Annotated in this window: 28 protein-coding genes and 2 pseudogenes; 2 read left to right on the top strand and 28 right to left on the bottom strand. The window is 43.6% G+C overall.

Annotated features, from left to right (window positions below):
* Together DWW13_RS11420 and DWW13_RS20035 are read right to left on the bottom strand one after the other, a co-directional pair.
* Nucleotides 1–494 (bottom strand): transposase (locus DWW13_RS11420; protein ID WP_199674853.1); only part of this gene is annotated, 494 nt, incomplete at its 3' end.
* A gap of 237 nt (nt 495–731) precedes the next feature.
* Nucleotides 732–863, bottom strand: a pseudogene (locus DWW13_RS20035) (helix-turn-helix domain-containing protein); the annotation flags it as partial.
* A gap of 20 nt (nt 864–883) precedes the next feature.
* Between DWW13_RS20035 and DWW13_RS20030 the strand changes: the two are divergent.
* Both DWW13_RS20030 and DWW13_RS20025 read left to right on the top strand, forming a co-directional pair.
* A complete protein-coding gene (locus DWW13_RS20030; protein ID WP_117449543.1) occupies nt 884–1,021 on the top strand; it encodes a DNA-binding protein in 138 nt (45 codons plus the stop codon).
* Between the two features lie 109 nt (nt 1,022–1,130).
* Nucleotides 1,131–1,316 (top strand): annotated as a pseudogene (locus tag DWW13_RS20025) (hypothetical protein); the annotation flags it as partial.
* 23 nt (nt 1,317–1,339) lie between these two features.
* Here DWW13_RS20025 and DWW13_RS11405 read toward each other — a convergent pair.
* From DWW13_RS11405 to DWW13_RS11280, 26 genes are all read right to left on the bottom strand, one after another.
* Nucleotides 1,340–2,881: a recombinase family protein gene (locus tag DWW13_RS11405; RefSeq protein WP_118502302.1), complete on the bottom strand. Its 1,542-nt coding sequence runs from the start codon at nt 2,879–2,881 to the stop codon at nt 1,340–1,342.
* On the bottom strand, nt 2,866–4,515 hold the full coding sequence (locus DWW13_RS11400; RefSeq protein WP_118502300.1) for a recombinase family protein: 1,650 nt from the start codon (nt 4,513–4,515) through the stop codon (nt 2,866–2,868). The genes DWW13_RS11405 and DWW13_RS11400 overlap by 16 nt, the downstream gene beginning before the upstream one ends.
* Nucleotides 4,516–6,144 carry a recombinase family protein gene (locus DWW13_RS11395; protein ID WP_033143713.1) on the bottom strand — a complete coding sequence of 543 codons (1,629 nt, stop codon included), beginning with the start codon at nt 6,142–6,144 and terminating at the stop codon, nt 4,516–4,518.
* A gap of 134 nt (nt 6,145–6,278) precedes the next feature.
* A complete protein-coding gene (locus DWW13_RS11390; protein ID WP_118502298.1) occupies nt 6,279–6,494 on the bottom strand; it encodes a DUF6870 family protein in 216 nt (71 codons plus the stop codon).
* A 603-nt stretch (nt 6,495–7,097) separates the two neighbouring features.
* Nucleotides 7,098–7,517: an RNA polymerase sigma factor gene (locus DWW13_RS11380; protein WP_118306373.1), complete on the bottom strand. Its 420-nt coding sequence runs from the start codon at nt 7,515–7,517 to the stop codon at nt 7,098–7,100.
* Between the two features lie 504 nt (nt 7,518–8,021).
* Nucleotides 8,022–8,414 carry a winged helix-turn-helix domain-containing protein gene (locus DWW13_RS11375; RefSeq protein WP_055221049.1) on the bottom strand — a complete coding sequence of 131 codons (393 nt, stop codon included), beginning with the start codon at nt 8,412–8,414 and terminating at the stop codon, nt 8,022–8,024.
* Nucleotides 8,415–8,513: 99 nt separating this feature from the next.
* Entirely contained in the window at nt 8,514–9,287 is a 774-nt protein-coding gene (locus DWW13_RS11370; protein WP_117538752.1) for an ABC transporter permease, read from the bottom strand.
* Between the two features lie 5 nt (nt 9,288–9,292).
* Nucleotides 9,293–10,102, bottom strand: coding sequence for an ABC transporter permease (locus DWW13_RS11365; RefSeq protein ID WP_117538751.1), 810 nt, complete (start codon nt 10,100–10,102; stop codon nt 9,293–9,295).
* Complete coding sequence (locus tag DWW13_RS11360) at nt 10,095–11,021, bottom strand: ABC transporter ATP-binding protein (RefSeq protein ID WP_117538750.1); 927 nt, start codon at nt 11,019–11,021, stop codon at nt 10,095–10,097. Before DWW13_RS11360 ends, DWW13_RS11365 begins: the two co-directional genes overlap by 8 nt.
* 134 nt (nt 11,022–11,155) lie before the next feature.
* On the bottom strand, nt 11,156–12,073 hold the full coding sequence (locus DWW13_RS11355; protein WP_117538749.1) for a sensor histidine kinase: 918 nt from the start codon (nt 12,071–12,073) through the stop codon (nt 11,156–11,158).
* Nucleotides 12,074–12,078: 5 nt separating this feature from the next.
* Nucleotides 12,079–12,771 (bottom strand): response regulator transcription factor, encoded by a 693-nt coding sequence (locus tag DWW13_RS11350; protein ID WP_117538748.1) that lies wholly within the window; start codon nt 12,769–12,771, stop codon nt 12,079–12,081.
* The gene (locus tag DWW13_RS11345; RefSeq protein WP_055221059.1) at nt 12,764–12,952 is read right to left on the bottom strand and encodes a helix-turn-helix domain-containing protein; all 189 of its coding nucleotides are present in this window, start codon (nt 12,950–12,952) and stop codon (nt 12,764–12,766) included. The genes DWW13_RS11350 and DWW13_RS11345 overlap by 8 nt, the downstream gene beginning before the upstream one ends.
* A gap of 115 nt (nt 12,953–13,067) precedes the next feature.
* Nucleotides 13,068–13,538: a winged helix-turn-helix domain-containing protein gene (locus DWW13_RS11340; RefSeq protein ID WP_330425605.1), complete on the bottom strand. Its 471-nt coding sequence runs from the start codon at nt 13,536–13,538 to the stop codon at nt 13,068–13,070.
* A gap of 92 nt (nt 13,539–13,630) precedes the next feature.
* Nucleotides 13,631–14,641, bottom strand: coding sequence for an ABC transporter permease (locus DWW13_RS11335; RefSeq protein WP_118306374.1), 1,011 nt, complete (start codon nt 14,639–14,641; stop codon nt 13,631–13,633).
* Between the two features lie 2 nt (nt 14,642–14,643).
* Nucleotides 14,644–15,636 carry an ABC transporter permease gene (locus DWW13_RS11330; protein ID WP_033143709.1) on the bottom strand — a complete coding sequence of 331 codons (993 nt, stop codon included), beginning with the start codon at nt 15,634–15,636 and terminating at the stop codon, nt 14,644–14,646.
* On the bottom strand, nt 15,636–16,484 hold the full coding sequence (locus DWW13_RS11325; RefSeq protein WP_033143722.1) for an ABC transporter ATP-binding protein: 849 nt from the start codon (nt 16,482–16,484) through the stop codon (nt 15,636–15,638). The genes DWW13_RS11330 and DWW13_RS11325 overlap by 1 nt, the downstream gene beginning before the upstream one ends.
* Nucleotides 16,471–16,632: a hypothetical protein gene (locus DWW13_RS19040; RefSeq protein WP_191835411.1), complete on the bottom strand. Its 162-nt coding sequence runs from the start codon at nt 16,630–16,632 to the stop codon at nt 16,471–16,473. Before DWW13_RS19040 ends, DWW13_RS11325 begins: the two co-directional genes overlap by 14 nt.
* 171 nt (nt 16,633–16,803) lie before the next feature.
* Nucleotides 16,804–17,880 (bottom strand): sensor histidine kinase, encoded by a 1,077-nt coding sequence (locus DWW13_RS11320; protein ID WP_033143708.1) that lies wholly within the window; start codon nt 17,878–17,880, stop codon nt 16,804–16,806.
* Nucleotides 17,877–18,545 carry a response regulator transcription factor gene (locus DWW13_RS11315; RefSeq protein ID WP_118306375.1) on the bottom strand — a complete coding sequence of 223 codons (669 nt, stop codon included), beginning with the start codon at nt 18,543–18,545 and terminating at the stop codon, nt 17,877–17,879. Before DWW13_RS11315 ends, DWW13_RS11320 begins: the two co-directional genes overlap by 4 nt.
* Nucleotides 18,546–18,561: 16 nt before the next feature.
* Complete coding sequence (locus DWW13_RS11310) at nt 18,562–18,732, bottom strand: helix-turn-helix domain-containing protein (RefSeq protein WP_033143706.1); 171 nt, start codon at nt 18,730–18,732, stop codon at nt 18,562–18,564.
* A gap of 125 nt (nt 18,733–18,857) precedes the next feature.
* On the bottom strand, nt 18,858–19,250 hold the full coding sequence (locus tag DWW13_RS11305) for a winged helix-turn-helix domain-containing protein (protein WP_118306376.1): 393 nt from the start codon (nt 19,248–19,250) through the stop codon (nt 18,858–18,860).
* 119 nt (nt 19,251–19,369) lie between these two features.
* On the bottom strand, nt 19,370–20,140 hold the full coding sequence (locus DWW13_RS11300) for a response regulator (protein WP_118306377.1): 771 nt from the start codon (nt 20,138–20,140) through the stop codon (nt 19,370–19,372).
* A gap of 185 nt (nt 20,141–20,325) precedes the next feature.
* Complete coding sequence (locus DWW13_RS11295) at nt 20,326–22,710, bottom strand: ABC transporter permease (RefSeq protein WP_117440202.1); 2,385 nt, start codon at nt 22,708–22,710, stop codon at nt 20,326–20,328.
* A gap of 14 nt (nt 22,711–22,724) precedes the next feature.
* The gene (locus DWW13_RS11290) at nt 22,725–23,390 is read right to left on the bottom strand and encodes an ABC transporter ATP-binding protein (protein ID WP_117440201.1); all 666 of its coding nucleotides are present in this window, start codon (nt 23,388–23,390) and stop codon (nt 22,725–22,727) included.
* Between the two features lie 5 nt (nt 23,391–23,395).
* Complete coding sequence (locus tag DWW13_RS11285; RefSeq protein ID WP_117440200.1) at nt 23,396–23,656, bottom strand: hypothetical protein; 261 nt, start codon at nt 23,654–23,656, stop codon at nt 23,396–23,398.
* Nucleotides 23,657–23,786: 130 nt separating this feature from the next.
* Nucleotides 23,787–26,162 carry an ABC transporter permease gene (locus DWW13_RS11280; protein WP_158570310.1) on the bottom strand — a complete coding sequence of 792 codons (2,376 nt, stop codon included), beginning with the start codon at nt 26,160–26,162 and terminating at the stop codon, nt 23,787–23,789.
* Nucleotides 26,163–26,269: the final 107 nt, after the last annotated feature.

Raw genomic sequence — 26,269 nt, 5'->3', positions numbered from 1 at the left:
TGCCAGTCTTCGATCTGTGGCAGGATCTTATCGGTTACATCAGAAATAAAACTCTCCGAGGTTTCAAAGCCATAAATATCTTCGATGGTTTCGGAAATCTGTCGGGTAGTCATTCCTTTGGCATACATAGAAATAATCTTCTGATCAATATCAGAAATATCTTTCTGACGTTTTTTCACCACCTGTGGTTCAAATGTTGATTTTCGGTCCTGCGGCACTTCGATTTCCATTGATCCATATCGGCTGTTGACCTGTTTGCGCTTATACCCATTGCGGTAATCATCATGATCCGAACGTTCTGATTTTTCATAGCCGAGATGATCGTCCATTTCCGCTTCCATCATTTCCTTAATGGTACCGCCTAAAAGATCCTTGAGCGCATCCTGGATGTCTTCAGCAGACTGGATATCATACTCTTCCAGGAGCTGATGGATGATGTTTCGTTTTCCTTCGGTCATTTGTACTCGATGTACCGGTTTCTTTTGTCTTGCCATAATAAAAGGTCCTCCTAATGATATTTATTGTATCATAGAAGAACCTTCCAAACATTATTTTACAGAAAAAGTTTCATACTCTCCGAGTTTCAAACAAATTTGCTTAGTATCTGGAAACAAAATGGCAACATTTTGTGGTTATTCGGCGAATAAAAATTTTATTTCATAACGTATATAAAGAAACCTTACTGATTTTCAGAAGTAAAAAACTGAATATCGGTAAGGTTTTCTTTTTCCTTATTTTTCTTTTTTAGTCAATTCTTTTACGAGGTAATCACTCAATTCCTGAGATGGTATCTTGGCACGTTTCTGGTAAGTATCCAGTTCCGGATACTTATATCTCCATTCATCATATTCTTCCTTGCTGATTAGAAGAAGTTGCAGCGGAACTGGGAGTTTCCAAGTCTTATGCTTATAAGATTGTCAAACAGCTAAATGAAGAATTACAGAAGCTGGGTTATCTTACGGTAGCTGGCAGAGTAAACACTAATTATTTCCGCAAAAAAGTATGTTACAGCGAAATGTAAGAGAAAGAGAGGAGAATTTGTATGAGTATTTACAAAGATAATGTCACTGGGAAGTGGCGAGTGGTCTATCGTTATACTGATTGGACAGGAGAAACGCACCAGCCATCCGAAAGAGGACGAACGGATTTTCACAATTTCCAAATCTTATCTGCATCATGAAATGAATAGAGGCTCAAAAATATCTGGGGTGAAGCGAATCCGTGTGTATGATTTGAGACACCCGTATGTCAAGCCCAAGACAAAAAAATTTATAACTTTTTTTGAAGTTTTTGGGCAGCTTCATAGCTGCCCATAGCTGTTTCAAATGGGTGTTCACGGTTATACCTCCTTTTCGGATTCCTTAGTTTCTAAGAAATCCTGTGTTGCATATTCAATCTCAATCCGATCTCCTGGAAAGACGTAAACTTTGTTGATAAGCCGGTCAATCAGAGCTTTTGTTAGCATGTTGGCGTTTCCGACTTCCTGCACAATTTCCTGTTGTTTCAGCTTAATCTCATAATCACTTTTTATCTGCTTTGTCTGTGCAGTAATGACAGCATGAACATTTTTGGCTTGTACCAGTTCCGTGTCATAAACCGCTTTTCGTGTTCGATAGGTTTCCAAATCAATCTCTCCGAGTGCATACTGCTCATAAAGATGCCGCTTGCTGTCTTGAATAGAACGGAGTTTTTCTTCATGTTCGGCCTGCTGGACTGTCTGCAAATCCAATTTATCCTTATTGCTGTCAATTCCCAATGCCGGACACATTTGAACTCGAATTGTTTCAAATACAACCTGCTCCAGATCTGCCATCTTTATGCGCACACCATGACAAGGAAGCGTTTCAGCCACCTCGGAATGACGGCAATAAAACCACGCACCATTTCGTAGAGACATTGCATGATCGCAGCATCCACAGAATACCTTACCACGGAGCAGATAATCACGCGGCTTTTTATTTGACAGAGAGAAACGCTTAACTGAAGCATTGGCTTTCTCAAATAGATCCACACTTACAATAGCCGGATGATGGTTCGGTATTTTGAACCACTCACTTTCATCCTTTAACTGTGTATGTCGGCTGCCAATCTCTTTTACCTTTCTCTTGCCAATTACATAGGTACCGATATATCTTTGATCTTCTAAAATACGCAGGACCGTTGATGTACTCCAAACGCCGTTTGTTCGGGAAACATTGTAATAGTCCTTACCTTTAAGTTTGCGATATTCCCCAGGGGTGGGGATATTCATGGCATACAATTTTCTTGTAATCTCGGTTGCGGTGTTGCCTTCAGACGCCCATTGAAATATCATCTGCACATTCGAGGCAACATCCTCGTCCGGTTCCATACGTCCGTCTGCACTCTTGCGATAGCCGTAAGGACAGATGACACTCTGATATTCCCCACGACGCATCTTTGCGTATTTTGCACTTTTGGTTTTCATGGACATATCCCGGCTATAACACTCGCTAATAAGATACTTGAAAGCAATATCAATCCCTCCGGTATCACCTTTGAAATTAGCTGTGTCAAAATCATCACTGACGGAAATAAAACGGGTGTGGTAAAGAGGAAATACCCGCTCAATAAAATAGCCGGTTTCAATGCTGTTACGTCCAAATCGGGAAAGGTCTTTTACAATAATACAGTTGATTTTTCCGGCCTGAACCATTGTTAAAAGTTCCTGCACCGCCGGACGCTCAAAGTTTGTCCCCGTATGACCATTGTCAATAAATTCCAAAATCTCGCTGTTATCCCATTCCGGCAGAGACATAGCTTTTTCACGAAGGATCAGTTTTTGATTTGGTATGCTCAAACTTTCAGTTTTGAAATCTTCCACAGAAAGACGGATATAAAGGGCAATCACATAGTTGCGCACGGTTCCACCGCCTTTCCCTGAAATTCATTTTTGAAACGGAAGGTAACATGAATATTCCGCTCGTGGTCGATCTCAATTCGTTCAATGAGCCGTTCGATCAGTTCTGCAGTCAGTACGTGATCCTGTGCCAGTGTTTTTGCATCCTTTTCCATTGCACGGTATCTGGCAAGCTGGTTGTCCAGAGAGTCCATAGATTTTTCAAATACTTCAATCTCACCAGACAGAGCATTGATAGCATGTTCATAATCCGCTTTCAATTCAAAGTATTCGTCATTTGTCAAAATACCCTGCACAAAATTTTCATATAGGCCACGGATCAGCCGGCGTGTTTTTTCAATTTCCTGCCGTTTGGCCGACATCTGAATTTTCAGCTTATCTTTTTCCTGTTTTTGTCTTGCCTCCAACTGAAAGAGTGGCAGCGACATTCCCAGCGCAACTGTCAGCTCTTTTTCAAGAATAGCCGTAACAGTAGAAATCAGTTCTTTCTCCTGTATCATCGCACCTTTGCAGCTATCTTTTTCTACCCGGCTGTTTGTAAGGCAGTGGAACCAGTAAGTATCGGGTCCTTTCCGGCGCTCAGCGCGTTGCCGGTGAAGGCTTCTGCCACAATCAGCACAGAACACTTTACCTTTGAAAATGTTTGGTGTGTAGGGACGTTTTGGAGTTGCTTTGCTTTCTTCACAGATCTGTTTTCTGTATTCCTGAACTGCATTAAACAATTCATGGCTGATGATCGGTTCATGGGTGCATTTTGCAATAATCAGATTATCTTCTCCAGCCTTGACCTGCTGATGATCTACAATCTTTGTTTTTCCTTGCACCAGATCGCCTGTATAAACTTCGCTTTCTAAGATTTTCATCACTGTGCGGGTCTGCCATTTGCCGCTTCCGATCAGTCCCGGACTGGTAATCTCGCCAGTGGCCTTTTTATAATGGCTCGGTGCCGGAATCCCCATCTCATTTAGGTTGCGGACAATCCGGTTCAGTGCCACATGCTCATGTGCCCATTCAAAAATCTGTTTTACTACAGGGGCAGTATTTTCATCAATCAGAAGTTTATGGCAATCATCCGGGTCTTTCCTGTAACCGTAAGGTGCCCGTGCACCAATATAGTCGCCATCTTTCATAGCCTGCCGCGCCTGTGCTTTGATTTTTCGTCCAATGTCCAGAGCATAGGCTTCATTGATCATATTTTTCAAAGGCAGCATGATACCACCATGAAGATTTCCGGAATCCGCTGTGTCAAACTGATCCGTAACAGCAATGAACCGAACATTATGTGCATGAAAATATTGTTCGATATAATAACCTGTGTCAATAGAATTTCGCCCTAATCGGGAAAGATCCTTAACAATCACACAGTTAATGTGGCCTGCTTCAATATCAGATAGCATTTGCTGAAATCCAGGGCGGTGAAAATTTGTCCCTGTTGCTCCGTTGTCGATATAAGTATCATACACAACGAAGTCCGGTTTATCTGAAAGAAAGTCATTCAGTACCAACTTTTGGTTTTCTACTGAGCAGCCCCGCTTTTTGTTATCCTCCACAGAAAGACGGATATACAGAGCCACATGTACATACAAAGATGGTGCCGGCATGGGAGCTGCCGTCTGTTTTCTGCTTTTTCTTGCCATTTAGCCCACCATCCTTTCTTCGTTTTTTGTAGCAATCTGTTCCGCCAAAGAGATTGCTTTCTGATACTCATCCTGGTAATTAAATTCAATATGCAGTTCATCTTTACCCATTACCCGTATGCTTCGGATAAGCTGCATGACTGCCCGACGGTCAATACCCTCCATAGTAGAAAATTTCATAAAATGGTTGATCCAACGGTTTCGTTCGCTTCGGTTTTCTAATACATCTGTAAGTTTTTCGTTCCATTCAGCGATTGCTTTTTGGAACAGTTCAATATCTGCATTGTATTTTCGCTTGTAAGAGAGAAATTCTTCCTTTGTCAGAATTCCACTCACCAGATTTTCATAGAGTTTTGCCTTAAAGCCCTCGGTCTGTGCCACACGCTTTTCATTTACTCTGATCTGTGCGGCATATTCCTGCGCCAATTCCCGGTTAATCCGTTCTTGACTGATACTGGACAGCAGGGCATCCAGAGAAGCAACATTTTCAATATGTCCTTTCAAACTGTCCTGTACACATTCAATCAGATCCGACTCTTTCAGCATGACCGACGATGTGCAGCCATTCTTTTTACCGGTCGGGCAGTAATAATAGTGATACTCTTTATCTTTATAGCGGTTCGTCTTGCGGGTCATACGGCAGCCACAGCAGCCGCAGATCAAAATGCCGGAAAACAGGTAAACCTTATCCGATTTAGGAGAAGTCCTTGTGTCAATCCTGCGGAGCCTTTGCACCAGATCAAAATCGTGCTTTTGTATGATTGCCTCATGGGTTCCCTCCACACGAATCCATTCCGAAGAAGGTTTGTCCTCACGCTCTTTTAATTTGAAATGGGGCGTTGTCTGCTTGCCCTGGACCAGTGTTCCGGTGTAAGTTTCATCCTGTAAAATGCGGATGATTGTAGTTGCAGACCATTTGCAATCCTTTCGGTCTGTATAGCCACCTTTTGCATGAGGCATTCCGTGATTGCGCTTATACGCCAACGGTGAAAGAATTCCTAATCGGTTCAGTTCATCCGCTATATGGGAAGCGCTGAATCCTTCCAGCCGTTTTCTGAAAATATCCCGCACAACATTGGCAGCATATTCGTCTACTTCCAGGCTCTTGTGTTTATCGCCGACTTTCACATAACCATAGATGGTAAAAGCACCTACAAAATCCCCGCTGCGCCGTTTTACTTCCAGGGCACTCCGTGTCTTAACGGAAATATCCCGACAGTAAGCCTCATTCATAATGTTTTTGACAGAAACCGTGAGATCATCGGCAGCGTCATTTTCCGTGTCCACATTATCGTTAATTGCGATAAAACGCACTCCATAGGCTGGAAACACCCTGCGCATATAGCGGCCTGTTTCTATGTACTCACGACCTAAGCGGGAGAGGTCTTTGACAATCACGCAATTAGCTTCGCCTTGTTCGATCATCTGCATCATTTCCTGAAATGCCGGGCGATCAAACAAAACGCCACTATAACCATCGTCAATTTTTTCTGCCACAACCTCAATTTCCGGGTGTCGGGCTATGTAGTCATCGATCAGGCGCCGCTGGTTAGCAACGCTGTCACTTTCTACTGTTTTATCATCCGTATAAGAAAGACGGATGTACTTAATCGCTTTGTAAACCTGCATAAAAAACACTCCTTTCGTTGCACAGAAAAATCCCCGCAATTCAAGAAGTGTGGTTAGTCCATATTCAATTCCTTTTCCGATTCTTATTCTACCATGCTTTTACGGAAAAGTCAGCCCCTTTCTTAAAATTGCGCCTATCGTAAAATACCCTTGATACATTCTTCCAGGGTAGCACCTTCAGCAGAAAAGCTGGCCTGTACAGTAAAACGGCCACACTTAAAATGGTATGGATTTTTTATCTGCTGAACAAATTCTGCAATCCGTTCATCACGGGAAAGTTCTTTGTTGACAGAGACATCCCGAATGTCTACCAGCGTACCCGCATCACTGACAATGGTGTTCATTTCCATAGTATCAACTCCCTTCTGAAAACTGTGTTATCAAAACCACATGAATAGGTCGGATCTACGGTTGTTACACACATAAATCCGGCCCATTATATCTGATTTCGATTTTACTGCCGTATTTGCCACGCACCCCGGCAAGTCCTTCTGTTATAAGGACGGGGCTGTTACAGGCTGCGGGTAGCGTCACCGCATCATAGTCCCACATACGCCGCCGCTTTGCCAGAGCAAGCAAACGCCGCAGGAACTCTCCCCAAGTCTTTAGGAAGCTGTGAAGAAGTACCATTATGATCTGTGTCGTTATCGCGTCCGGCCTGCCACAGCCGGTTTCGTAGGTTGCGTTTATCGCTCGGACAGCCTGGATTCATCACCTCCTTAGTCTGCCTGTCACCGCGCCGCCCCATCTGCCGCTCGGAACACAGAATGAAGTACCTGTAACAGCGTATATTCGGTTGTCAAGGAACAAGCAAGGGGCATGGCAGACAAATTGATATTACAGTTGGGGTGGGAGGATATATATGCTTCCTTACCACACCCGTCCAGCTTGTCCCGCCGAATATGTCCCTCTATTATTCAGTACATTTTTCAGGCAAAACAGGGCGGGGTAAGCTAAATTTTTTCAAAATATTTTTTTAACTGGTGCAGACCACGGTTAATGCTCTTGCGAACAGAAGAAGCATCTGTTCCTTCAGCTCTTGCAATGTCCGCCTTACTCATGCCAAGAAAAAAGTGTGCATAGATCCGTTGGCGCTGCTTTACCGGAAGTTTGGAAAGACCTTTATAAATCAACTCCGTCATTTGACGCTGTTCCCAAATTTCTGCCGGGTTAAGAGGCTTTTGCGATATCTCACGCTCAATACCTTCGTCTCGATCCAGGGAGTAAAATGCTTTATAGCGGTATGTACGAATCCGATAGGCTTCTTCCAACAACATATATTCCCGAAGCAACAAAGCAACTTCATCCGGCACCTCAACGATCATGTCCTGTGTATAATACGGGTAATAATCCCGAAGATTGATTTTCTTCATAGTAATTTCCTCCAATTTCGATGTTTGAGTTGATGGCAAAAATCGAAATCAGAGGGTGGGCTGCGGCAGTGATAGATTTTTCGTTTTTTTCCGCTTAAAAAAAGGGTACAAAAAAGCGCGCCCGTACAAAGAACAGGCGCGCCAAAGCAGCAGTATGAAATTTCTCCGGGAGGTTGACAGCGAAAATGCTCAAATTTTGTCGAAACCAAAAACGCCGCAATCCATACGAGTTGGATTACGACGTATAGGTGACTGAATGTAAAGCAGTTTATCTGCGGATCTGTGTTGCATAGACGCATAGGCATTTCCTCCCATCAAGGAGGAACCTGAATCGGCTGCTTGATACCTCCTTGGGAGAAAATTATATCGTTTATGTATCCTGTATCAGTCCGCAGACATTCGCTTTTTACTCTTTATATTCGCAATTTTCTACATATTCTGCTCTTAGAATATATGCTGCAAAAAGCAAGCCCACAAGGGAAAACAACACCTTGTGGGCTCATGTTATAGATGTTCAAATTTATAGCCGATCCCGGCGACACTCTCAATATAGTTTGGAAGATCCGGTTCAAAACGCAATTTCTTACGCAACTTACTTATATGATTATGAATGGCTTTTCTCGAATAGAAATCACAATCTTCTTTCCAAACCAAATCGGTAATCAGTTCGTAAGTAAAAACACGTTTGGGGTTGGCAATGAGTAATGCCAGTATATCAAACTCCTTACTTGTCAGGTTGATAATCCGTTCACGAACCCTGACAGTACGGTGTTCCAGGCATAGATAAAGCTCGCCTTCTTGTATTTCTGTCAGAGGATTTTTCTCTGCTGCGGAAGAAGTGTGACAGGAATTGAATACTGTTCCATGACAGACTCCTTGCTCCAAAATATATTGCATTAGAGCATTCTTTTGTTCCTCGTTAAGAAGCAGAAATAACTTTTCGCCAATCTGTTTGCCGGATTCTTCTATATCAAAAACAGCTAATGTCCCATCACGTCACCATCCCTTTTTTCTAACTACTTTTTTCTTCTTAGTGACAGTCAATGTGCTGGGTTCTTTCTTTTTATTTGCAAGAATAATCACAGAAATCAAGAAAGTCAAAACTATTGTGATGAAAGCAGGGAAAATGTGATAAGTATAACCATATTCCGCACCACAAGTAGGGTCTACTAAAATCATGCTTGCTTTAATCGGATAATAATTTAACAGTGTTCCTTCAAAAGTTCCGAAATATCCATACACAAATGCTAACGCAACCCCACCCAAAAAATTGTTTACCGAACAACAGAATAGTAAAATAATCGGCAAAACTGAAATGTAAATTCCTAAATTTGCTCCGGTAACACGAATAAACATATTGAGCAGATTGCCAAAATGCACTCCTGGAAATCCAGCAATAACATTGATTACTAATGCTAGCACGCATCCTATAAAGCTAAAGCAGATTGTCAACAACAATAGGACAAGTAGTTTTCCTGAAAGTAACTGTTTATATGAAATAGGAATTGTTGATATATTCTTCATCGTATCGTCTGTATATTCCCTTGTTATAATATAACCTGCTATCAGTGCAATGATAATCGGAAAAAACAAGGTACAGTTACTAATCATAACTTGCTGCATAAAATAGTCAAATGTCCATGTCTGTCCACCGTTGGCTGTGGAATAAAACAGTGACAGCAGCGGCGAAAGCACTGTCATAATAATTCCGGCTTTTATTACAGAATAGCGTTTTAGTTTTAAAAATTCCGTTTTTATTATCTTTCCCATATCATTTACCTCGTCCATTTTTTATAAAAGCGAATGATCAACCACAACGAAAGTATAACAGTAATTGCCAGAATAAAAATTGTATGGAAGGTGGTTGGTACAATCGCATAGGCTTCCGGCAAAAGATTGTCTTTTTGCAAATGATCCATCATTAAGCCGCTTGTCCAGTTCATAACACATATAACTGGGAAAGAATTTAAGAAAGTAATTTTTGCAGCACTTATAGATGTTCCAATCGTCCCCAGTATGCCCCAGTTAAAAATAGAATAAAAAAACGCAAGCAGGATAGAAAGCAAAAAACTTTTGTTAAAACAAATAATTAAAAATACAATCGGCAAAGAAGCTGCTACGATAAGAACTCCAAAAATAAGGCTCATAAATATCTTATAAGTCATACCATAAACCATTCCTACATGAAACAGTTTACAAAACAACGCAACAGATAATGTGCTTGTCAGACAAAACGCAATGCTAAAAATAAAGAGCATAGAAATTTTTGCCATAATGAGTTGTGTATTTGTAACAGGAATTGTTCTAAGGTTTTTGGAAGTATCGCAATCTCTTTCTATAAAAAACAAAATAGCGGCAATGATACCAATTAGACATGGAAGCAAAAAAACCAATCCATATCCCAACATCATTGTATAAACATAATCAAATCGGGTTTGAAGATAATGTTCCGTTGTATCTGCACCTGTTCCCGCCTTTGCCATATATGCCAAAATCAACGGAAAAAATAACGATAATGACATCAGTGCGTATAATAATCTTTTTCGCTTTAATTTCCAAAATTCGCATTTGATCAGTTTAAGCAATTCCCTCGCCTCCCGTCACACGCTTGAAGTAATCTTCAAGACTTTCTTCACAAGTATGCGCCTCCGATACCTCCAATCCATTTTCAACAAAGGCAGTTACAATTTTCCCCACAGGTAGATCAAGGTTGTGCAGGCGCAGATTGTGGTCATCCTGTATAGAGAAATGGTTTTCACGGAAATTGCGTTCCAAAATTCTTGCCGCCTGTGCAGTATCAGAGAGCGTAAACCGGATATGCTTACTGCTTTTTTGCTCCAGCTCAGCAAGACTTTCTTCTTCCAGCAATGCACCGTGGTCGATAATTCCAATATCGTCAGCCAGCAAGGAAATCTCCGAAAGAATGTGACTGGAAATCAAAATCGTTTTTCCCTTTGCGTCGCAAAGCTCCCGAATAAAGGAGCGTACCTCCGCAATACCGATGGGATCAAGACCGTTGATCGGCTCATCCAAAATCAAAAGTTCTGGATCGTGCATAACGGCAAGGGCGATGGCAAGCCGCTGCTTCATACCAAGAGAATACTGTGAAAAGAGCTTTTTATCTTTGTAGGGCAGTCCTACCAAATCCAGAGCGTCTTTGATGGCATGATTGTTTGGTACGCCCCGCAGAGTAGCAAAGATACGCAAGTTCTCTGTGCCGGTCAGATTTGGATAAAAACCGGGGGACTCAATCAAGCTGCCGATACGGGGCAGCAATTTCTTTTCATTCCCCTGCAAGGGTTTTCCCCAGATTTTGACCTCCCCGGAAGTCGGATTTGTTAAGCCCAACAGCATTTTCATGGTAGTAGTTTTTCCGGCTCCGTTTCTGCCCAGCAGACCATAAATTCTCCCACGCATCACATGGATATTTAAGTCAGCCACACTCTTTTGTGAACCGTATTGCTTCGTCAGATTTTTCGTTTCAATGATGTAATTTGTGTCCATATTCAAAACCTCCTGTTCTGTAAAGTATTCTATCACGCCAACCTTGCATTAACCTTGCCGCAACCTTGCATTAACCTTGCAATTTGAAATCCGGCAAAATGACAAAGGTTCCCGCCATAAAGACGGGAACCCACTTAAATTTCCAAAGGAAAAAACAACATAAATTCAGTTCCTTTTCCCGGCAAACTTTCAACTGTTATGCTTCCACCCATCTTTTCTACAAGCTGATGGACAATAGAAAGACCAAGACCGCTGCCTTTTTCAGACCGACCTTTATCACACTTATAAAGCCGTTCAAAAATGTGTTTCAAATCTTCTTTCTCAATTCCTACACCATTATCCGCCAGCAGCAGCCTCATGTTATTTCCCTGCTTTGACAGGGCAATTTTAATTTTGTCCGCATGGCTGTGAGCGATTACATTTTGAATGAGATTATTGATAATCCTCATATAGCTGTCCGTATCCAATCTTACCCGGACAGGCTGTTCGAGAATATCAATGTCATAATCGACCTGCTTATCTTCAAAAATCGGTATCCAGTCGATCAGGATATTTCTTGTCAGCTCTGCGGCCTCAATAGGATGGATTTCCAAAGCAAACTCGTTGGAATTTAACTTGAACCAGTCAAAGAGTACATCAATATATTCTTTCAAATCATGGGCTTTCCGGCGGGCGATTTCGATATAATCATCCCGGTCTTTCCCTGTAACAAGCCCTTTATGTGCAGCGTCAAGATAGCCGATGAGGGTTGTAAGGGGTGTCCGAACATCGTGGGAAAGGCTCGTCATAAGCTGGCGGTTGGTTTCCTCTGCCTGCCGGACAATCGAAAGTCTGCTTTCATAGGACACAACGATCTCATTGATTTCATAGGCAAGAGGTGCTATCAGTTCATTTGTTGCAGACAAAATACGCCGATTGCCATTTCCATTTTTCACATCAACCAGCGCATCGGTCATTTCTGCTATTTGCTTTTTTACGCGACGAATGAGAAGGATGGAGGTTAGCACAGCTACAATAGCAATCACAACGGACAGGAAAACGATGATCTTCATACCAGCTATACCTCCTTATTAAAGCGGTAGCCAATCCCTTTGACCGTTTGAATATACTTTGGACTGGAAGGATTGACTTCTAATTTTTTACGAAGCCGGCTGATGATCGCCATAATGTTGCTGTCATCATAGAAATATTCTTCGCCCCAAACTTCCTCATAAATCTGCTGTTTTGTCAAAATTTTTCCTTGATGTTTTGCACAGTACAGGAGCAGATCAAATTCCTTTGGTGGAAGTTCAAAAGTGCCGGTTTCCGTCGTAACAGAACGATTTTCAAGGTCAATTTGCAACCCATCAAAATCCAGTTTTTGCATAGTTCCCGTTTGCTGATTAAAGCGGGTGTAGCGGCGAATGAGGGACGCAATACGGGCAATCAGTTCGTCCATATCAAACGGCTTTGTTAGATAATCGTCCGCTCCGGCCCGTAAGCCCCGCACTTTAGAAGCGCTGTCATTTTTGGATGTGAACATCAAAATCGGCAGGCTGTTCTCTTTGCGGATTTCTTCCAGCGTTTCAAAGCCATCCATACCGGGCATCATCACATCTAGCACCACAAGCTGGTATTCTTGCTCTTTTAATTTCTGCAAGCCCTCTTTTCCGGTATTACAAAAATCGGCTTCTATATGTTCTGATTGTACGCTGTGTTTAATCAAAGCGCACAGTTCTCTGTCATCATCTATAATCAAAATTTTATTCATGGCGCAATTCTCTCCCTTGTTTTGTCCGACCATCAATCGGCTTTTCTGCAGTTTTGGGAATCAGCCAAATACCGGCCATCTTTACTGCTCCAGAAATACGTTCACCAGCACAATAATAATTTACTCTACGAGGTGTCACGCCCCACTTCTCGGCGGCCTCTTTTAATGTCATATATTCCATATCGCACCTCCATAGAATCTATTATAGTTCTTTAGCTCGAATAATACAACCTTCAATATTAAGCGTTCGGAAGTGGATGTTAATTAAAGCCACAAGAAAATCTCGTGGCTTTAGCTTACAAATGTTCAAATTTATAGCCGATTCCGGCGACACTCTCAATATAGTTTGGAAGATCTGGTTCAAAGCGCAACTTCTTACGCAGCTTACTTATATGATTATGAATCGCTTTTCTCGAATAGAAATCACAATCCTCTTTCCAAACCAAATCGGTAATCAGTTCGTAAGTAAAAACACGTTTGGGATTGGCAATGAGCAATGCCAGTATATCAAACTCTTTACTTCTCAGGTTGATAATCCGTTCACGAACCCTAACAGTACGATGTTCCAGGAATAGATAAAGCTCGCCTTCTTGTATTTCTGTCAGAGGATTTTTCTCTATTATGGAAGAAGTGTGACAGGAAATGAGTGCCGATCCATGACAGACTTCTTGTTCTAAAATATATTGCATCAGAGCATTCTTTTGTTCCTCGTCAAGAAGTAAGAATAACTTTTCTCCAATCTGCTTTCCAGATTCTTCTATATCCAAAACAGCTAATGTCCCATCACATCACCATCCTTAAACCATTTGTATCTTAACGTTACATAGAAGTGCTAATATACCCAAGAATAATAGTTTTGTTAAATATGTTTTTTCTGTCGCTTAGATACAAGCAGATAAAACAAGAACCAAAGAACACAATGGAGAGTGAGAATAACGATGTCCTTAACCGCTGTTGATGCAGTTCCATTTGCCAAATCCATAATGCCCTCAAAGGTGGCGCTGGACGGAATCAGATAGCAAATGTAGGAAAGGACTTTGTTTCCTGCACCGACCAGATAATTCAGGATTGGAACTGCCATAAATACGATCATCACGATTTTAATATAGACCACGCCTACCATCATGCCATCGGAGAGTTTGCCTACAAACAAACCGATCAGAGCCGACACAAATGCGGAAAGGACGATCAATGCCAGCATGACCGCCGCCCCTGTGAAAGAGAGCCGGAAGCAGATGGCCGCCGTAAGAATAGCGGACAGGCAGCCGAATACAAAACCCACAAAGATTTTCTGCATCATGTACTGCCTGTGCGTCATAGGCAGGATTTCATTGATCAGCGCAACGCCATCCTCTTTTTCGGAAATAATGTTCATGGCATTAAAGGTACAGCCCATGAACATTGCCACGATCAGCGTAATGGCAATAAAGATATTCTGATAACCCGCCATCATATCCGGGCGCTCCAATACCTGCACACTGGCCTGTGCCGCCCATTCCCTCTGCTCGTAAAGAGCCGGGAGCGTGTTGGCTGTCTGCTGAAACATATCCAGTTCATCGCCGGAAAGGATTGTCTGGATGCTGCCGTTAGACATTTCCACACCAATCAGGTTTGTTGACGGTTCATTGATGGCCTCAATCAGTTCTTCCTGTGTGGGATAAACTGTGACAGTACCATATCGTTCCAGCCATGTGTTGACTTCCGAAGTGGTGGCCTTTGCCGTTACTCCAAAATGAAATTCCCCCAATGAAGAAAGGTCAATGGAGCCGACAAAATTCAATGCCACAGCGACCACGATAGGCAGGAGAAATGACATGATACAGAACTTGTCTTTTCGGACACTTTTCAGTTGATAGAGCAGTCCTTTCATGGTCAGCCCTCCTTTCCCATTTCCTTGCGGAACGCAGCTTCTACAAGGAGAAAGAGTAAAATGATTGCGCCTATCGCACCGGCATAGTAGACCGGGTTTGTAGTCGGGACACCGAAAAAGGCGTTTTTCAGTCCCATATATACATGGTAAAACGGGTGGTAATCGATCCACGCCATCTTTACGGAAGTATTTGCCGCCAGAAATACCGGCGTAGCCGCAAAGAGCGCAATTACCAGATACGCCAGTGAAAATTGCTTAAAGTCCCGCAGAAGCATGGTACAGCCGAAGCCTGCCAGTGCCATAATCAAGGAGAGGATAGCGGTCTGCACCAGCACCGCAGGCAAAACCGACATCCCGTCCAACCCCACATTGAACAGAACCATTAAGGCCGCAAAAACCAGATCGGTAATCAGAAAGAGCATGATTTTGGAGCATACAAACAGGCTCTTATGCAGCGGCATAATGGCATGGACGCGGATCACTCCCATCTGCTTTTCCTTAAACAGCACCGAAGCAATCCCCAAAAATCCAACGGCTACAATCTCAATAAAGAGAAGTTCACAGGTGATCTCCCGGCGCTGCTTCATTTCAGGGCTGTTGCTGCCGACGGTTTTTGCTGTATCATTCCCATCTGGGGAAAGCAGGGACAACGCATAGTCTGTTCTGTGTCTGTCTGCTTTTTCGGTGGCCGCATAGAACAGAACATGGGGTGTCTTTCCGCTGGCGTCAATCCCGACACCGTTCGTATCACTGGCAAGGGCATTATTCAGTTCTTCCAAAGAGGACACGGGCCGAACGAGGGAGGAAACCTCTGTCTGCATCCCAGCCGGATCATACAGATACACATTGTAGAGCTGGGCGTCCATGAATTTCACATAGCCGAAATTGATGAACAGCGTGTATAAAACAAGGGAACCCAGCGCCACCAGAAAGAATTTCCCGGACATCATCATCCGGCAGTCTTTTTTGAACAGAGAACAAAGGCTTTTCCACATTAAGACAGCCCCCTTCCCGTGTACTGGATAAAGACATCTTCCAGTGTCGGCTCCTGCGAATGGATGCTGATGATTTCATCATAGGCGAAAGGAATACCGGCTTTCAGTTCAGGCGCTTCTATGGTCTGCTCCTTTCGCTTGCCCTGATAAAGATAGGAAACCACAATGCGGTGATTGCTGTTTTTCTCTTTCAGATTTTGGGGCGTGTCCAGCGCAACGATATTTCCATTCGTGATAAACGCTACACGGTCACAGAGTAGGTCAGCGTCCAGCATATTGTGTGTTGTGAGAAATACCGTTGTGCCTTTTTGCCGTTCTTCCTCGATGATTTTTCTAAAAAGGACAGCGCCGGCGGGATCAAGGCCGCTGGTGGGTTCGTCCAGAAATAAAAGTTTCGGATTGCTGATCAAAGCTCTCGCCATGCTTACACGCTGCCGCATCCCTTTGGAGTAGGAGGACACCGGCTTATTGAGAAAGTCTTTCTTAAATTCCAGTTCTTCCAGCAGTTCTTTTACATCCCGCAGTTGTTCTTTGGGATAAAAGGACGCAAAATAGTTCAGATTATCCACTGCGCTTAAATTAGCGTACAGATAAGGAAACTCAAACAGGACGCCGATCTGCTGAAAAAACTCCTGCGTCTGCACGGTTCTCAAATCCTTTCCGAATAGGGAAACCTCGCCGCCATGCCCTTTTAAGATGCCGGTCAATATCTTTTGGGTGGTGGACTTCCCGGAACCATTCGGCCCCAAAAATCCGAAAATCTCCCCATCTGCCACAGAAAAATTCAAGCCATGTAACGCCTGCTTATCCTTTCCGTAGGAAAAAGTCAGGTTTTTAACCTCGATCATCTTCATCACCCCATTTTCCGATCTGGTTCTTTTTCTTCTCCTGTTCCCGTTTGCTCCACCATTTCATAAACTTTACCTTGAACGGGATGCAGATCACCAGCGCCACAACAATCAAAAGCCACCAGTACCATTCCATACCTAAAAACATAATCGCTACCTCCTTTATCTGGAGGGTCATTCCCTCCTTGTGGGATAAAGGTACGAAAATGCGTTGAAGTCGGTGTGAGGTCGCTGTGAAGTTGGTGTGAAATCTTACCGGCAGAAGAAAAGGCCCTGATCTCCATTTGGAAACCAGAGCCTATGAGAGAATATGAATTTGTTATTTTACTGTGGGGAGGGAGAAATAAAAGGCCACGCCCCCCGGCTGATTTTCTGCGCCATAGTGTAGGTGCTGCATGGACAAGACCTGTGCAACAATGGCAAGGCCCAGCCCGGAACCGCTGTATTTGGAATTTTTATCACGATAAAATTTCGACCATATCTTTGACAGGCTTTCTTCCGGGATAGGCGCCCCCTGATTGAAGATAGAGAAGTTCAAAAGGCCGTCTTTTTCAAGCAGGGACAATCTCAAAATCCCGCCCGGCCTGTTATTTCGTTTGGCATTGACGATCAGATTATTCAAGACCTGTTCCATCCGCCCTTTGTCTGTATTGACATAGACAGGATGCTCCGGCAGTTCATATTCCAAAACAAAATCTGCGTCCGGGGTGTCGATCAGCAGCCGTCCTGCCACCGTTTCCAAAAAGTCTACAAAGTCGAACCGCTCCGGGCGGAGCTGGGTAGCCCCATTTTCCAATGCAGACAGATCAAGCAGCGTAGTGATTAAGCGGCTCATGCGTTCTGTTTCCGTTATGATGACCTCGGAATACTTTTGCCGTTTTGCTTCGTCCGTTTCGTCTTGCAATCCCTCGGCATAGGCCCGGATCACGCCCAGCGGAGTTTTCATTTCATGGGAGAGGTTGTCCACCAGTTCTTTACGCTCGGCAAGCAGTCTTTTTTTCTGCTCAACATCCTGCTCTAATTTCCGGTTGGCACCTTCCAGAGAAGAAAACGCCTGTTGCAGATTTTCAGCCATCTTGTTCAGGCTCTCCGCAAGTTCTCCAAATTCATCATGGCTTTCCACATGGCAGGGATGGGAAAAATTAAGCTCTGCCATGTTCCGGGCAGCTTCATTCAGTTCCGAAACCGGCTTTGTGATAAAGCGAGCCATTAGTAGGTCAATGGCACAGACCAGAACCACCACAAAAGCCAGCCAGATCACAAAGGAAATATCTGTGTCCATCGGCAGTTTGGTGGACAGTACATAAGAAATAATCAGGACAACGCCGATCAGTTTGGAGGCCAGCAGGATCTTCTTCCGTATGGTAAAGATGTTCATGTTTTCCTTGATTTTCATACGCTCACCTCGAATTTGTAGCCGGAACGGATCAGGGTGACAATATGCTTGCCCTCATCGCCCAATTTCTGCCGCAAGGTTTTGATATGGGTATCGACCGTCCGTGTTGTTCCCTCAAAGTCGTAGCCCCAAATCCGGTTAAGAAGCTGTTCTCTGCTGAATATCTGGCCGGGATTGCCCATGAAGAAATACAGCAGTTCATATTCCTTGTGGGTTAAATTGATTTCCTGTCCATCTACAAAGACCTTATGAGATGTGGGGATGATCGTAATTTTTCCGGCGTTCACAGAATCGGTAGGTGTGATAGAGGAACGGCGCAGCAAAGCGCCCACCTTTGCCAGTAACACTTTTGGGCTGAATGGTTTGGTAATATAGTCATCAGCTCCCAGCTCATAGCCTTTCAGTTTATCTTCTTCCTCACTTTTCGCAGTTAGCATGATAATAGGGAGGTTGCTCATTTCTCTTGCCATCTTGCAGACGGAAAAACCGTCAAGGTGGGGCATCATCACATCCAGTATCATTAAGTCCATAGGATTGTTTTTCAAGATCATTAGTGCGTCCACGCCATCGTCAGCCGTAAAGCAGGTGTGGCCGCCTCGCTGCATATACTCGGCAATAATGCTCTGCATATTTTTTTCATCTTCCACGATTAAAATATTTGCCATAGAGAGGGGCCTCCTTTCACTTTTTCTTATATCGTCGATCAACCGGTCTTTCTGCCTCTTTTGGTATCAGCCAAACACCGGCCATCTTCACAGCGCCGGGGATGCGACCCTCGGTGCAATAGTAGTTAATCATTCGGGGAGAGATACCCCATTTCTCGCTTGTCTCTTTTAGAGTCATGTAGTCCATATAGTGTCCCTCCAATATGGATTATTATATTTCTTTTGCTCGAAGAATACAACATCCCATATTAAGTGTTTGGAAATAAATATTAAAAACTAAAGCCACAAGATAAAAAATCTCATGGCTTTAGCTTACAAGTGTTCAAATTTATAGCCAATCCCGGCGACACTCTCAATATAGTTTGGAAGATCCGGTTCAAAACGCAATTTCTTACGCAACTTACTTATATGATTATGAATGGCTTTTCTCGAATAGAAATCACAATCCTCTTTCCAAACCAAATCGGTAATTAGTTCATAAGTAAAAACACGTTTGGGATTGGCAATGAGCAATGCCAGTATATCAAACTCTTTACTTGTCAGGTTGATAATCTGTTCACGAACCCTGACAGTGCGGTGCTCCAGGCATAGATAAAGCTCGCCTTCCTGTATTTCTGTTAGAGGATTCTTCTTTGCTGCGGAGGAAGTGTGACAGGAATTGAATACCGTTCCATGACAGACTCCTTGTTCCAAAATATATTGCATTAGAGCATTTTTTTGTTCCTCGTTAAGAAGCAGAAATAACTTTTCTCCGATCTGCTTTCCGGATTCTTCTATATCAAAAACAGCTAATGTCCCATTATATCATCACCTCCGTAAAATTTTCATTCCACAAAGAACAAAACCCGCCGGATCAGCTCCGGGATATTTACCGGGGCGGTGATATAGTCGTTCACGCCCTCATGCTGGTATTCATATTCCGTGGCAAGGTCGTTGTTCTCGGTGAGGATAAAGAACGGCAGAAGCCGGACAGGGGGATTCTTCATTTGGAACATCCCCGCCACCCGCCGCAGCGTATGAAACAGCTCCATTGCTGTGCCGTCCGGCAGTTCCAGATCACACAAGATCAGTTCTATTTCCTTATCCTCAAAAATCCGGCGCTTGGCCTCCCCAATCGAGGGAATCAAAATCAGGTCAAAGCCCTTTTGCAGCATAGCAGCCCGCAGCACTTCGGCGCTGGTATCTTCTGCATAGACAAAGAGCAGCTTGTGAAAAGTCGGGGCCTTTTCGCCGGATAACTGCCGGTAGGCGTATTCCACCAGCTTATCTTGCAGCAGCAGCCCTTTCATTTTGTCCATGCACAGCGTCGCGCCCCGGCGCATAGCCTCTTGTTCGTAGTCGTCCTTGTCATGGCAGGACGCCAGAATAAAAGGCAGCTCCTTATCTGCGGCCCGCACCTCGTCCAGAAAGTCCATGCCGGAACCGTCCGGCAGGTCGAGATCACAGCAGACCACCAGCGGCATTTCCTCTTGGATGGCGGCCCGCGCTTCTTTCAGAGTGGAAGCCGTTTTCACAGGGTAGCCCCGGTGCTGTAAGTATTTTTGCAGACACCATGTATAGGTGTCGCTGTCGTCAATCAGCAGTATCTTTTTCATGTGTCCTCACCCCCAATATTGATTTACCACAAGCATAAACTACAAATGTTACACAAATGTCCGAGGTGCCTTCGATTTCGACAAAAAAACAGGCTGAATTGTTACAACGCTCGGACATTTCAAAATTTTTTGAGAAATGGCGAAAAAAGCGGGGCAGCACACGCCGCCCCGCCGATCCCATACGGTTATTCCATCGCCCGCATTTGTTCAATCAGGGATTGTTTTTTCTGTCTGCGGATTGTCCAAACAGACAAGATCAGTTCCATTCCGAACAATACCAGAATGAACAGCCCCATTTCCAAAACCGGGAATTGATATGGCACTACTTTTCCGTGTAGGGTAGCGCTGCCCATTTCTCTGCTTACGACGACAGAAATAGGAAGTCCGACAATCAGGATTGCCAATGTTGCAAAGAACGCATAGCATAGGCCCTCGCAGATATTCATTTTGCATAGCTGTTTTTGGGTCAGGCCAATGGAACGCAAAACACTGTTTTCCTGTTTTCTGGACATCTGATTAGAGAGGGTCGTGTTAATCAGGTTGATAACACCAAAGAGGAATACCAGCCATGAAAGAACCTGCATACTACCAAACGCCACAGAATTTTGTGATTTTTCAGCCGCAATCGCTGTATCTATTTCGTCTAAAGCAAGGTTACTATGTTCGGCTACAATATTTTTCAGTTCAGCTTTTACAGTTTCGTCTTTTTTCGGATCGCTTACAATGCTCCATGAGTAATCAAAAGTAGTAATTTCTGGGTGCAGTTCGCAGAATAAATCTTTTGGAGCAAAGAAAACCGAACCATCTGTATGAGAGCGTCCATGTCCGAAAATCACAGGCATTTTTGAAGCGGAAAACATTCCCGATATTGTAACAGGAATGGATTGCTTACCATCCACAGAAGAAAATTCAACGGTGGAACCGACGCCCATATCTTCAAAATGAGCTGCAATCTTGTCGTGAATTACAATACTATGAGAATCTGTCGGCATCGTTCCCGCTGTCAATGCAGCCTCAACCATAGCATAATTCTGGTCGGTCAGCGTATCACATATTCCCGAATTTTGGTTAGCATCTGTTTTAATGCTGGTATAGAGAGACTGTCTAGCTACGATTATATCCGTGACACCATCAATAGATAAAACTTCCTGTTTTAGTTCCTCATTCAGCGGATTACCTTTTACCAACATTTCTTCCGATAGATCTTGGAGATAGATTTTGTAATCACTGTCTGGAAAATATAGTCTTGCAATTTGTTCTGGTGAGCGTACTAAAACAATGGAGGATACCACCATCAGCAAAATTCCGCCGATACTCAAAGATGCAACTATACTAATTGTCTTTTTTCGGTCACGCTTAAAATTCGCAATTCCCATTGAAACAGGATTGAGTTTGATGTTCTTTTTCCGGCTGCGGATGGCCTTTTGCGCCGGGGTAAAACGGACGGCTTCAATGGGGGAAATCCCTGCCGCAATCTTCACCGGCTTACGGATGGAAATAGATACCATGAGCCAACTGCTTATAAGCGTCAAAATAACCGTTGCCACATAGGAAACAGCGTTAAAGCCCTTGGAAAACAGAAGAAAACCGCCGCATATGCCCAGCACTGTGCCAATCAGAATCCCGATACTGCCGAGTTTGCGTCCCTCGTTCTTTACAATCCGCTTGATTTGCTTTGGGGTCGCGCCAATCGTCCGAAGCTGCCCGTAGCTCCTGATTTTGTCATTGATGGAGATACGGAAAATACTTTGAATTACGATATAGCCGCCGATCAGAACAAGGGCAATCACACCTGCCATCAAGGTAAAGTCGTCAAAGGGTTGTTTGGAGGCATAAGTGAAATACCTGTTGTTCATGCTGGGGGTAGGAAGTTCATATTCCTCTGCAATCTCCCTGCAATAAGAGGTTATCAGTTCTTCACCCAACTGGTCGCTGTTTTTGAAATGGACATAGGCGCGATAGCCAGCCGGGTCAAACCCATTCCATTCTGTCAGGGCAGCTTTGGAAAGGATGATCGCGCAGGTATTCGCTTCTTTTTCATTTACGCTGTCCATAATGCCGGTAACAACATAATCACCATGAAAGCTCTCGGTATCTAAGGTCACAGTGTCCCCGATCTTGGCATTGTTTCCATAGGTGGAAAGAAAGTATTCGCTTACGACAACTTCATTTGCTTTTTCAGGAACCCGGCCCTCTAACAGATTCATTTGCGCCTTGGTAATCTCCATCATTTGCGCGTCGCAATACACATAAGACGCATGATAGCCCTGTTCCGAAAGTTCCTCACCGAGCATATAGTAGCCGCCTACGCGCTCAAACTCCGGCACCCCTTTCAGGGTTTCAATGTCGTTTTCCTCTACGCCCAGCCAGACCGCCTCATAAGTATCGACAACCTGATTGCGCTGCATTTGTGTCAGGGAAGTAGATACAATTCCCGTAAAGCAGATTAGAAACGCCGCCAGCGCAACGGCGATCACCACCATCAGATTCCGGCGCTTTTCACTTTGTAAACTTTTCTTTGCCAGCTTCTTTGTAATGGCGCTGGTATCATTTTCAAAAGGCCATGTCATAGCTTGCCACCTCCTTACTCCACAATCTTTCCGTCCTCAATGCGGACAATCCGATCTGCAAGGCGGGCAATGTCGTTGTTGTGGGTAATCATCACGACAGTTTGCCGGAACTCCGCACTGGTGCGCTTGATAAGCCCCAGCACCTCGGCGCTGGTCTTGCTGTCAAGGTTGCCGGTCGGCTCGTCGGCCAGCACAATAGCCGGTTTGGTAATCAGGGCGCGGGCAATCGCCACACGCTGCTGCTGGCCGCCGGAAAGATTGTTCGGCATATTTTTCAGTTTATCTTCCAGCCCCAGCAGGCGAACGATCTCGTCCAAAAACTTCTGATCCACCGTGTCCCCGTCCAGCTCCACCGGCAGGACGATGTTCTCATACACATTCAGGATGGGAACAAGGTTATAGTTCTGGAAGATAAAGCCGATGTTGCGGCGGCGAAAGATGGTAAGCTGTTCGTCGTTCATTTTTGACAGCTCTTTGTCCCGGACAATCACATTGCCGGAAGTAGGGGTGTCCAGCCCGCCCATCATGTGAAGCAGGGTAGACTTGCCGCTGCCGGAGGTTCCCACAACGGCCACAAATTCGCCGTCCTCCACGGAGAAGTTCACGCCATCAAGGGCGCGGGTGATGTTCGGCTCTGTGCCGTAATACTTTTTCAGGTCGATAGTCTGTAAAATGCTCATAAAATTCAATCCTTTCTTTGTTTGTTGTAAATGTGGAACGCTGCTGCGCCGGTGGCCGCCAACTGCACCAGAATCAGCACAGCGAACAGGCCGAAGCTCTCATAGTAGAACAGTTCATCCCAAAATAGGAGAACATCATAGAGAGCAGTCAAGGCAACCGCCCAGCGGATGTGCCGAGCCAGCCATTGCCGGAACACCAGCACAAGGGCAACGGGTAGGACGATCAGCAGCGCCAGATTCAAAATCAATGTCGGGGTCAGTTCCATTGCGTCGCCTCCTCACTTTTGTTGATAAGGTCATTGTAAAACCCAAATGTCCGCGAAATGTTACAGCGGCCAAAAAATTTCATTGAAAATCGGGGTGAAATGTTACAACGCTCGGACATTTCAAAAATTTTTATGACGATTCCCGTATTTGATCTACCAGAGATTGTTTTTTTATCTGCCGAATTGCCAAATACGAGAAAAGCATTTGGATGGCAAGCATCAGTATAAAATAACTGAACATTTCAACTGTCGGAAAATGATAGCTTACTTTTCCAAAAATACTCATTGCACTAAAGACAGTGCAGAGAAGATACCCGATAAGAGTTCCGCATGATATGGAAAGAAGCAGCACCCCTAATGTATAGAACAAGCCCTCTATCAATAACATTTTTGAAAGCTGTTTACTGCTCAAACCAACCGCTTGCAAAACACCCAATTCTCGCTTCCGTGTCAAGATGTTTGTTATCAGTGTATTTAGCAGATTGATAATGCCAAAAACCCCGATAAACATCACAAAAATGTAGACTGGCATACGATAGTTCAATAGTTTTTCGTTGTATGCCTCTACCCAATCATTCAAGGTACTAACATAGAGGCTGGAAGTCGGTGGAATTATCTTTTGGATTTCATCCTTTGCGGCTGCCCATTTACTGTCATCTGTATCTACAATAAATTGATAATTGAGGTTTTCAATAGGAACGATCTTTGACAGCATTTCTAAAGGAATAAATAGCGTATCATATCCGCCATACGGAATATTAGTGTCCACAATTCCCATTACTTTTACTTCCAATGTTTGTCCGCCAACTTCAATCAGAAGTTCGTCCCCAATCGCTGCATCCCACCCAAAAGTTTCTTTCCACTGTGGGCCATTTTCAATAATAATGCCATTATTATTGATTAGTTCCTGTAAATCTGCTGTACCATCAATCAAGTATTCTTCAAGCAATTTTTGAGAGCTTGGCGTATATGCGTCTGAAACAATCGGTTCAATATCCCCCGTTGGCATACGAACATTCAAAACGGTGCCTTGGTATTCTTTTATTTCTTCCACACCATCTATGTCCAAAATGGATTCTCTAAAATCTTCTGTAAGCAGATTCGATTTTTGGAGTTCTGAATATTGTTCGCTGTTATGTGCCTGCGGCCCGTAATCGCCTAATTCAAGGCGAATTTCTCCGTAAGGAAAACTCCTACGCGCCATCGCTAAAGGATCAATGGAATTAAAATATGCAGAGCTTGCCATCAGCAAAATTCCACATACCCCTAACGACAGGATCGTTAAAGCGGTTTTCTTTCTGTTCCTCGCAAAATTAAGGAATGCTAAATTTTTCGCGGATAGAGAACGATGTAACACTTTTGTACTGTTGGACATTACATCATTATTGCCCGCCATATAACGGACTGCTTCAATAGGCGTAACATGAGCAGCAATTTTGGCTGGCTTAATTACAGCAATCATAACACATAGATACACAAACAGAGCTGTGACAGCGGCAATTACAAATACCATTAAAGTGTTCCAGCCTTGCGGGACAAGGACATATCCCGCTATTGCACCGGCTAATATTCCAATCGGAATACCAATTCTGGAAAGATGAAATCCCTCTCTAAAAACGATTCTTTTCATTTGTTTTCCAGTTGCCCCTATTGTCCGCAGTTTTCCATATTCTTTTGTTTTTCTGGCTATGGACACATAAAACAGGCTGTAAATAACAAGAGTACAAGCCAAAGCGATAATAAGACTGATAAATGCTATTACAGTGATATATTGACTGCTTCTCTGTTCAATGAGAGAAAAATAATATGTTGAAAACTGCATTTGCTCCGGCTGTATTTCCAATTCTCTGCACAATGTTGATAATTCAGCTTGTATAGCAGCCTTAGACCAACCATCAGATTCATTCAAACGGATATAAGCGGAGGATGCCGGTTCGCTGATCTTGTTTTCAATATAAGACTGCGACACGAATACGGAATAATTTGAATTTTCGACAGGCAAAATACCACATAAGGTATAATCTTTTTCTCCATCTCCCAGATTTAACGATATAGTATCGCCTATGGATTTGGACAATCCAGCTCTATCAAGAAACGCCTTTGTGATAGCAATTTCATTTGTAGATTTGGGCAATTCTCCCTCTAAATCAGGATATTTTGCTAATTTCATTAGTGTTTCATCCATTGAACGAACGGTTAATTTGTAGTCCCCATAAGATACTAAACCCAATAAATGACTTACACCTACTTGAACCCTATCGTCATTTACTAATTTCGTAATGGTATCATTATCGACTTCATTGATAATTGCTTGATAACGCCCAGCCGCATCATTTAATGATTTTCGCTGCGAAGCAAAAAAATACAAGGTCGTTGTCATTATCAAGCAGGTAGCTAAGGCAATCGTAATGATAATGAGGATGTTTCTACTTTTATCTGCTTTTAAGTTTCGTTTTGCCAACTTTTTTGTAATGGCACTTGTATCGTTCTCAAAAGGCCATGTCATAGTTGTATCACCTCCATATTTGATAAGGGTATTGTAAAACCCAAATGTCCGCGAAATGTTACAGCGGCCAAAAAATTTCATTGAAAATCGGGGTAAAATGTTACAAT

The organism is Blautia sp. AF14-40, from assembly GCF_003479665.1.
Lineage (GTDB): Bacteria > Bacillota > Clostridia > Lachnospirales > Lachnospiraceae > Fusicatenibacter > Fusicatenibacter saccharivorans.
This window is presented reverse-complemented; position numbering and strand designations above follow the sequence as displayed.

Excerpts from the sequence above, each read along its gene's own strand:
- DWW13_RS11345 (WP_055221059.1), bottom strand. The coding sequence starts at position 12,952 with ATGGAATATATGACATTAAAAGAGGCCGCCGAGAAGTGGGGCGTGACA.
- DWW13_RS11300 (WP_118306377.1), bottom strand. The coding sequence starts at position 20,140 with ATGAAAAAGATACTGCTGATTGACGACAGCGACACCTATACATGGTGT.
- DWW13_RS19040 (WP_191835411.1), bottom strand. The coding sequence starts at position 16,632 with ATGTTTTTAGGTATGGAATGGTACTGGTGGCTTTTGATTGTTGTGGCG.
- DWW13_RS11335 (WP_118306374.1), bottom strand. The coding sequence starts at position 14,641 with ATGAAAGGACTGCTCTATCAACTGAAAAGTGTCCGAAAAGACAAGTTC.
- DWW13_RS11315 (WP_118306375.1), bottom strand. The coding sequence starts at position 18,545 with ATGGCAAATATTTTAATCGTGGAAGATGAAAAAAATATGCAGAGCATT.
- DWW13_RS11320 (WP_033143708.1), bottom strand. The coding sequence starts at position 17,880 with ATGAAAATCAAGGAAAACATGAACATCTTTACCATACGGAAGAAGATC.
- DWW13_RS11390 (WP_118502298.1), bottom strand. The coding sequence starts at position 6,494 with ATGGAAATGAACACCATTGTCAGTGATGCGGGTACGCTGGTAGACATT.
- DWW13_RS11375 (WP_055221049.1), bottom strand. The coding sequence starts at position 8,414 with ATGCAATATATTTTGGAGCAAGGAGTCTGTCATGGAACAGTATTCAAT.
- DWW13_RS11360 (WP_117538750.1), bottom strand. The coding sequence starts at position 11,021 with ATGGACACAAATTACATCATTGAAACGAAAAATCTGACGAAGCAATAC.
- DWW13_RS11295 (WP_117440202.1), bottom strand. The coding sequence starts at position 22,710 with ATGACATGGCCTTTTGAAAATGATACCAGCGCCATTACAAAGAAGCTG.
- DWW13_RS11350 (WP_117538748.1), bottom strand. The coding sequence starts at position 12,771 with ATGAATAAAATTTTGATTATAGATGATGACAGAGAACTGTGCGCTTTG.
- DWW13_RS11290 (WP_117440201.1), bottom strand. The coding sequence starts at position 23,390 with ATGAGCATTTTACAGACTATCGACCTGAAAAAGTATTACGGCACAGAG.
- DWW13_RS11380 (WP_118306373.1), bottom strand. The coding sequence starts at position 7,517 with ATGAAGAAAATCAATCTTCGGGATTATTACCCGTATTATACACAGGAC.
- DWW13_RS11280 (WP_158570310.1), bottom strand. The coding sequence starts at position 26,162 with ATGACATGGCCTTTTGAGAACGATACAAGTGCCATTACAAAAAAGTTG.
- DWW13_RS11355 (WP_117538749.1), bottom strand. The coding sequence starts at position 12,073 with ATGAAGATCATCGTTTTCCTGTCCGTTGTGATTGCTATTGTAGCTGTG.
- DWW13_RS11325 (WP_033143722.1), bottom strand. The coding sequence starts at position 16,484 with ATGATCGAGGTTAAAAACCTGACTTTTTCCTACGGAAAGGATAAGCAG.
- DWW13_RS11395 (WP_033143713.1), bottom strand. The coding sequence starts at position 6,144 with ATGCAGGTTTACAAAGCGATTAAGTACATCCGTCTTTCTTATACGGAT.
- DWW13_RS11400 (WP_118502300.1), bottom strand. The coding sequence starts at position 4,515 with ATGGCAAGAAAAAGCAGAAAACAGACGGCAGCTCCCATGCCGGCACCA.
- DWW13_RS11370 (WP_117538752.1), bottom strand. The coding sequence starts at position 9,287 with ATGGGAAAGATAATAAAAACGGAATTTTTAAAACTAAAACGCTATTCT.
- DWW13_RS11285 (WP_117440200.1), bottom strand. The coding sequence starts at position 23,656 with ATGGAACTGACCCCGACATTGATTTTGAATCTGGCGCTGCTGATCGTC.
- DWW13_RS11305 (WP_118306376.1), bottom strand. The coding sequence starts at position 19,250 with ATGCAATATATTTTGGAACAAGGAGTCTGTCATGGAACGGTATTCAAT.
- DWW13_RS11310 (WP_033143706.1), bottom strand. The coding sequence starts at position 18,732 with ATGGACTACATGACTCTAAAAGAGACAAGCGAGAAATGGGGTATCTCT.
- DWW13_RS11330 (WP_033143709.1), bottom strand. The coding sequence starts at position 15,636 with ATGTGGAAAAGCCTTTGTTCTCTGTTCAAAAAAGACTGCCGGATGATG.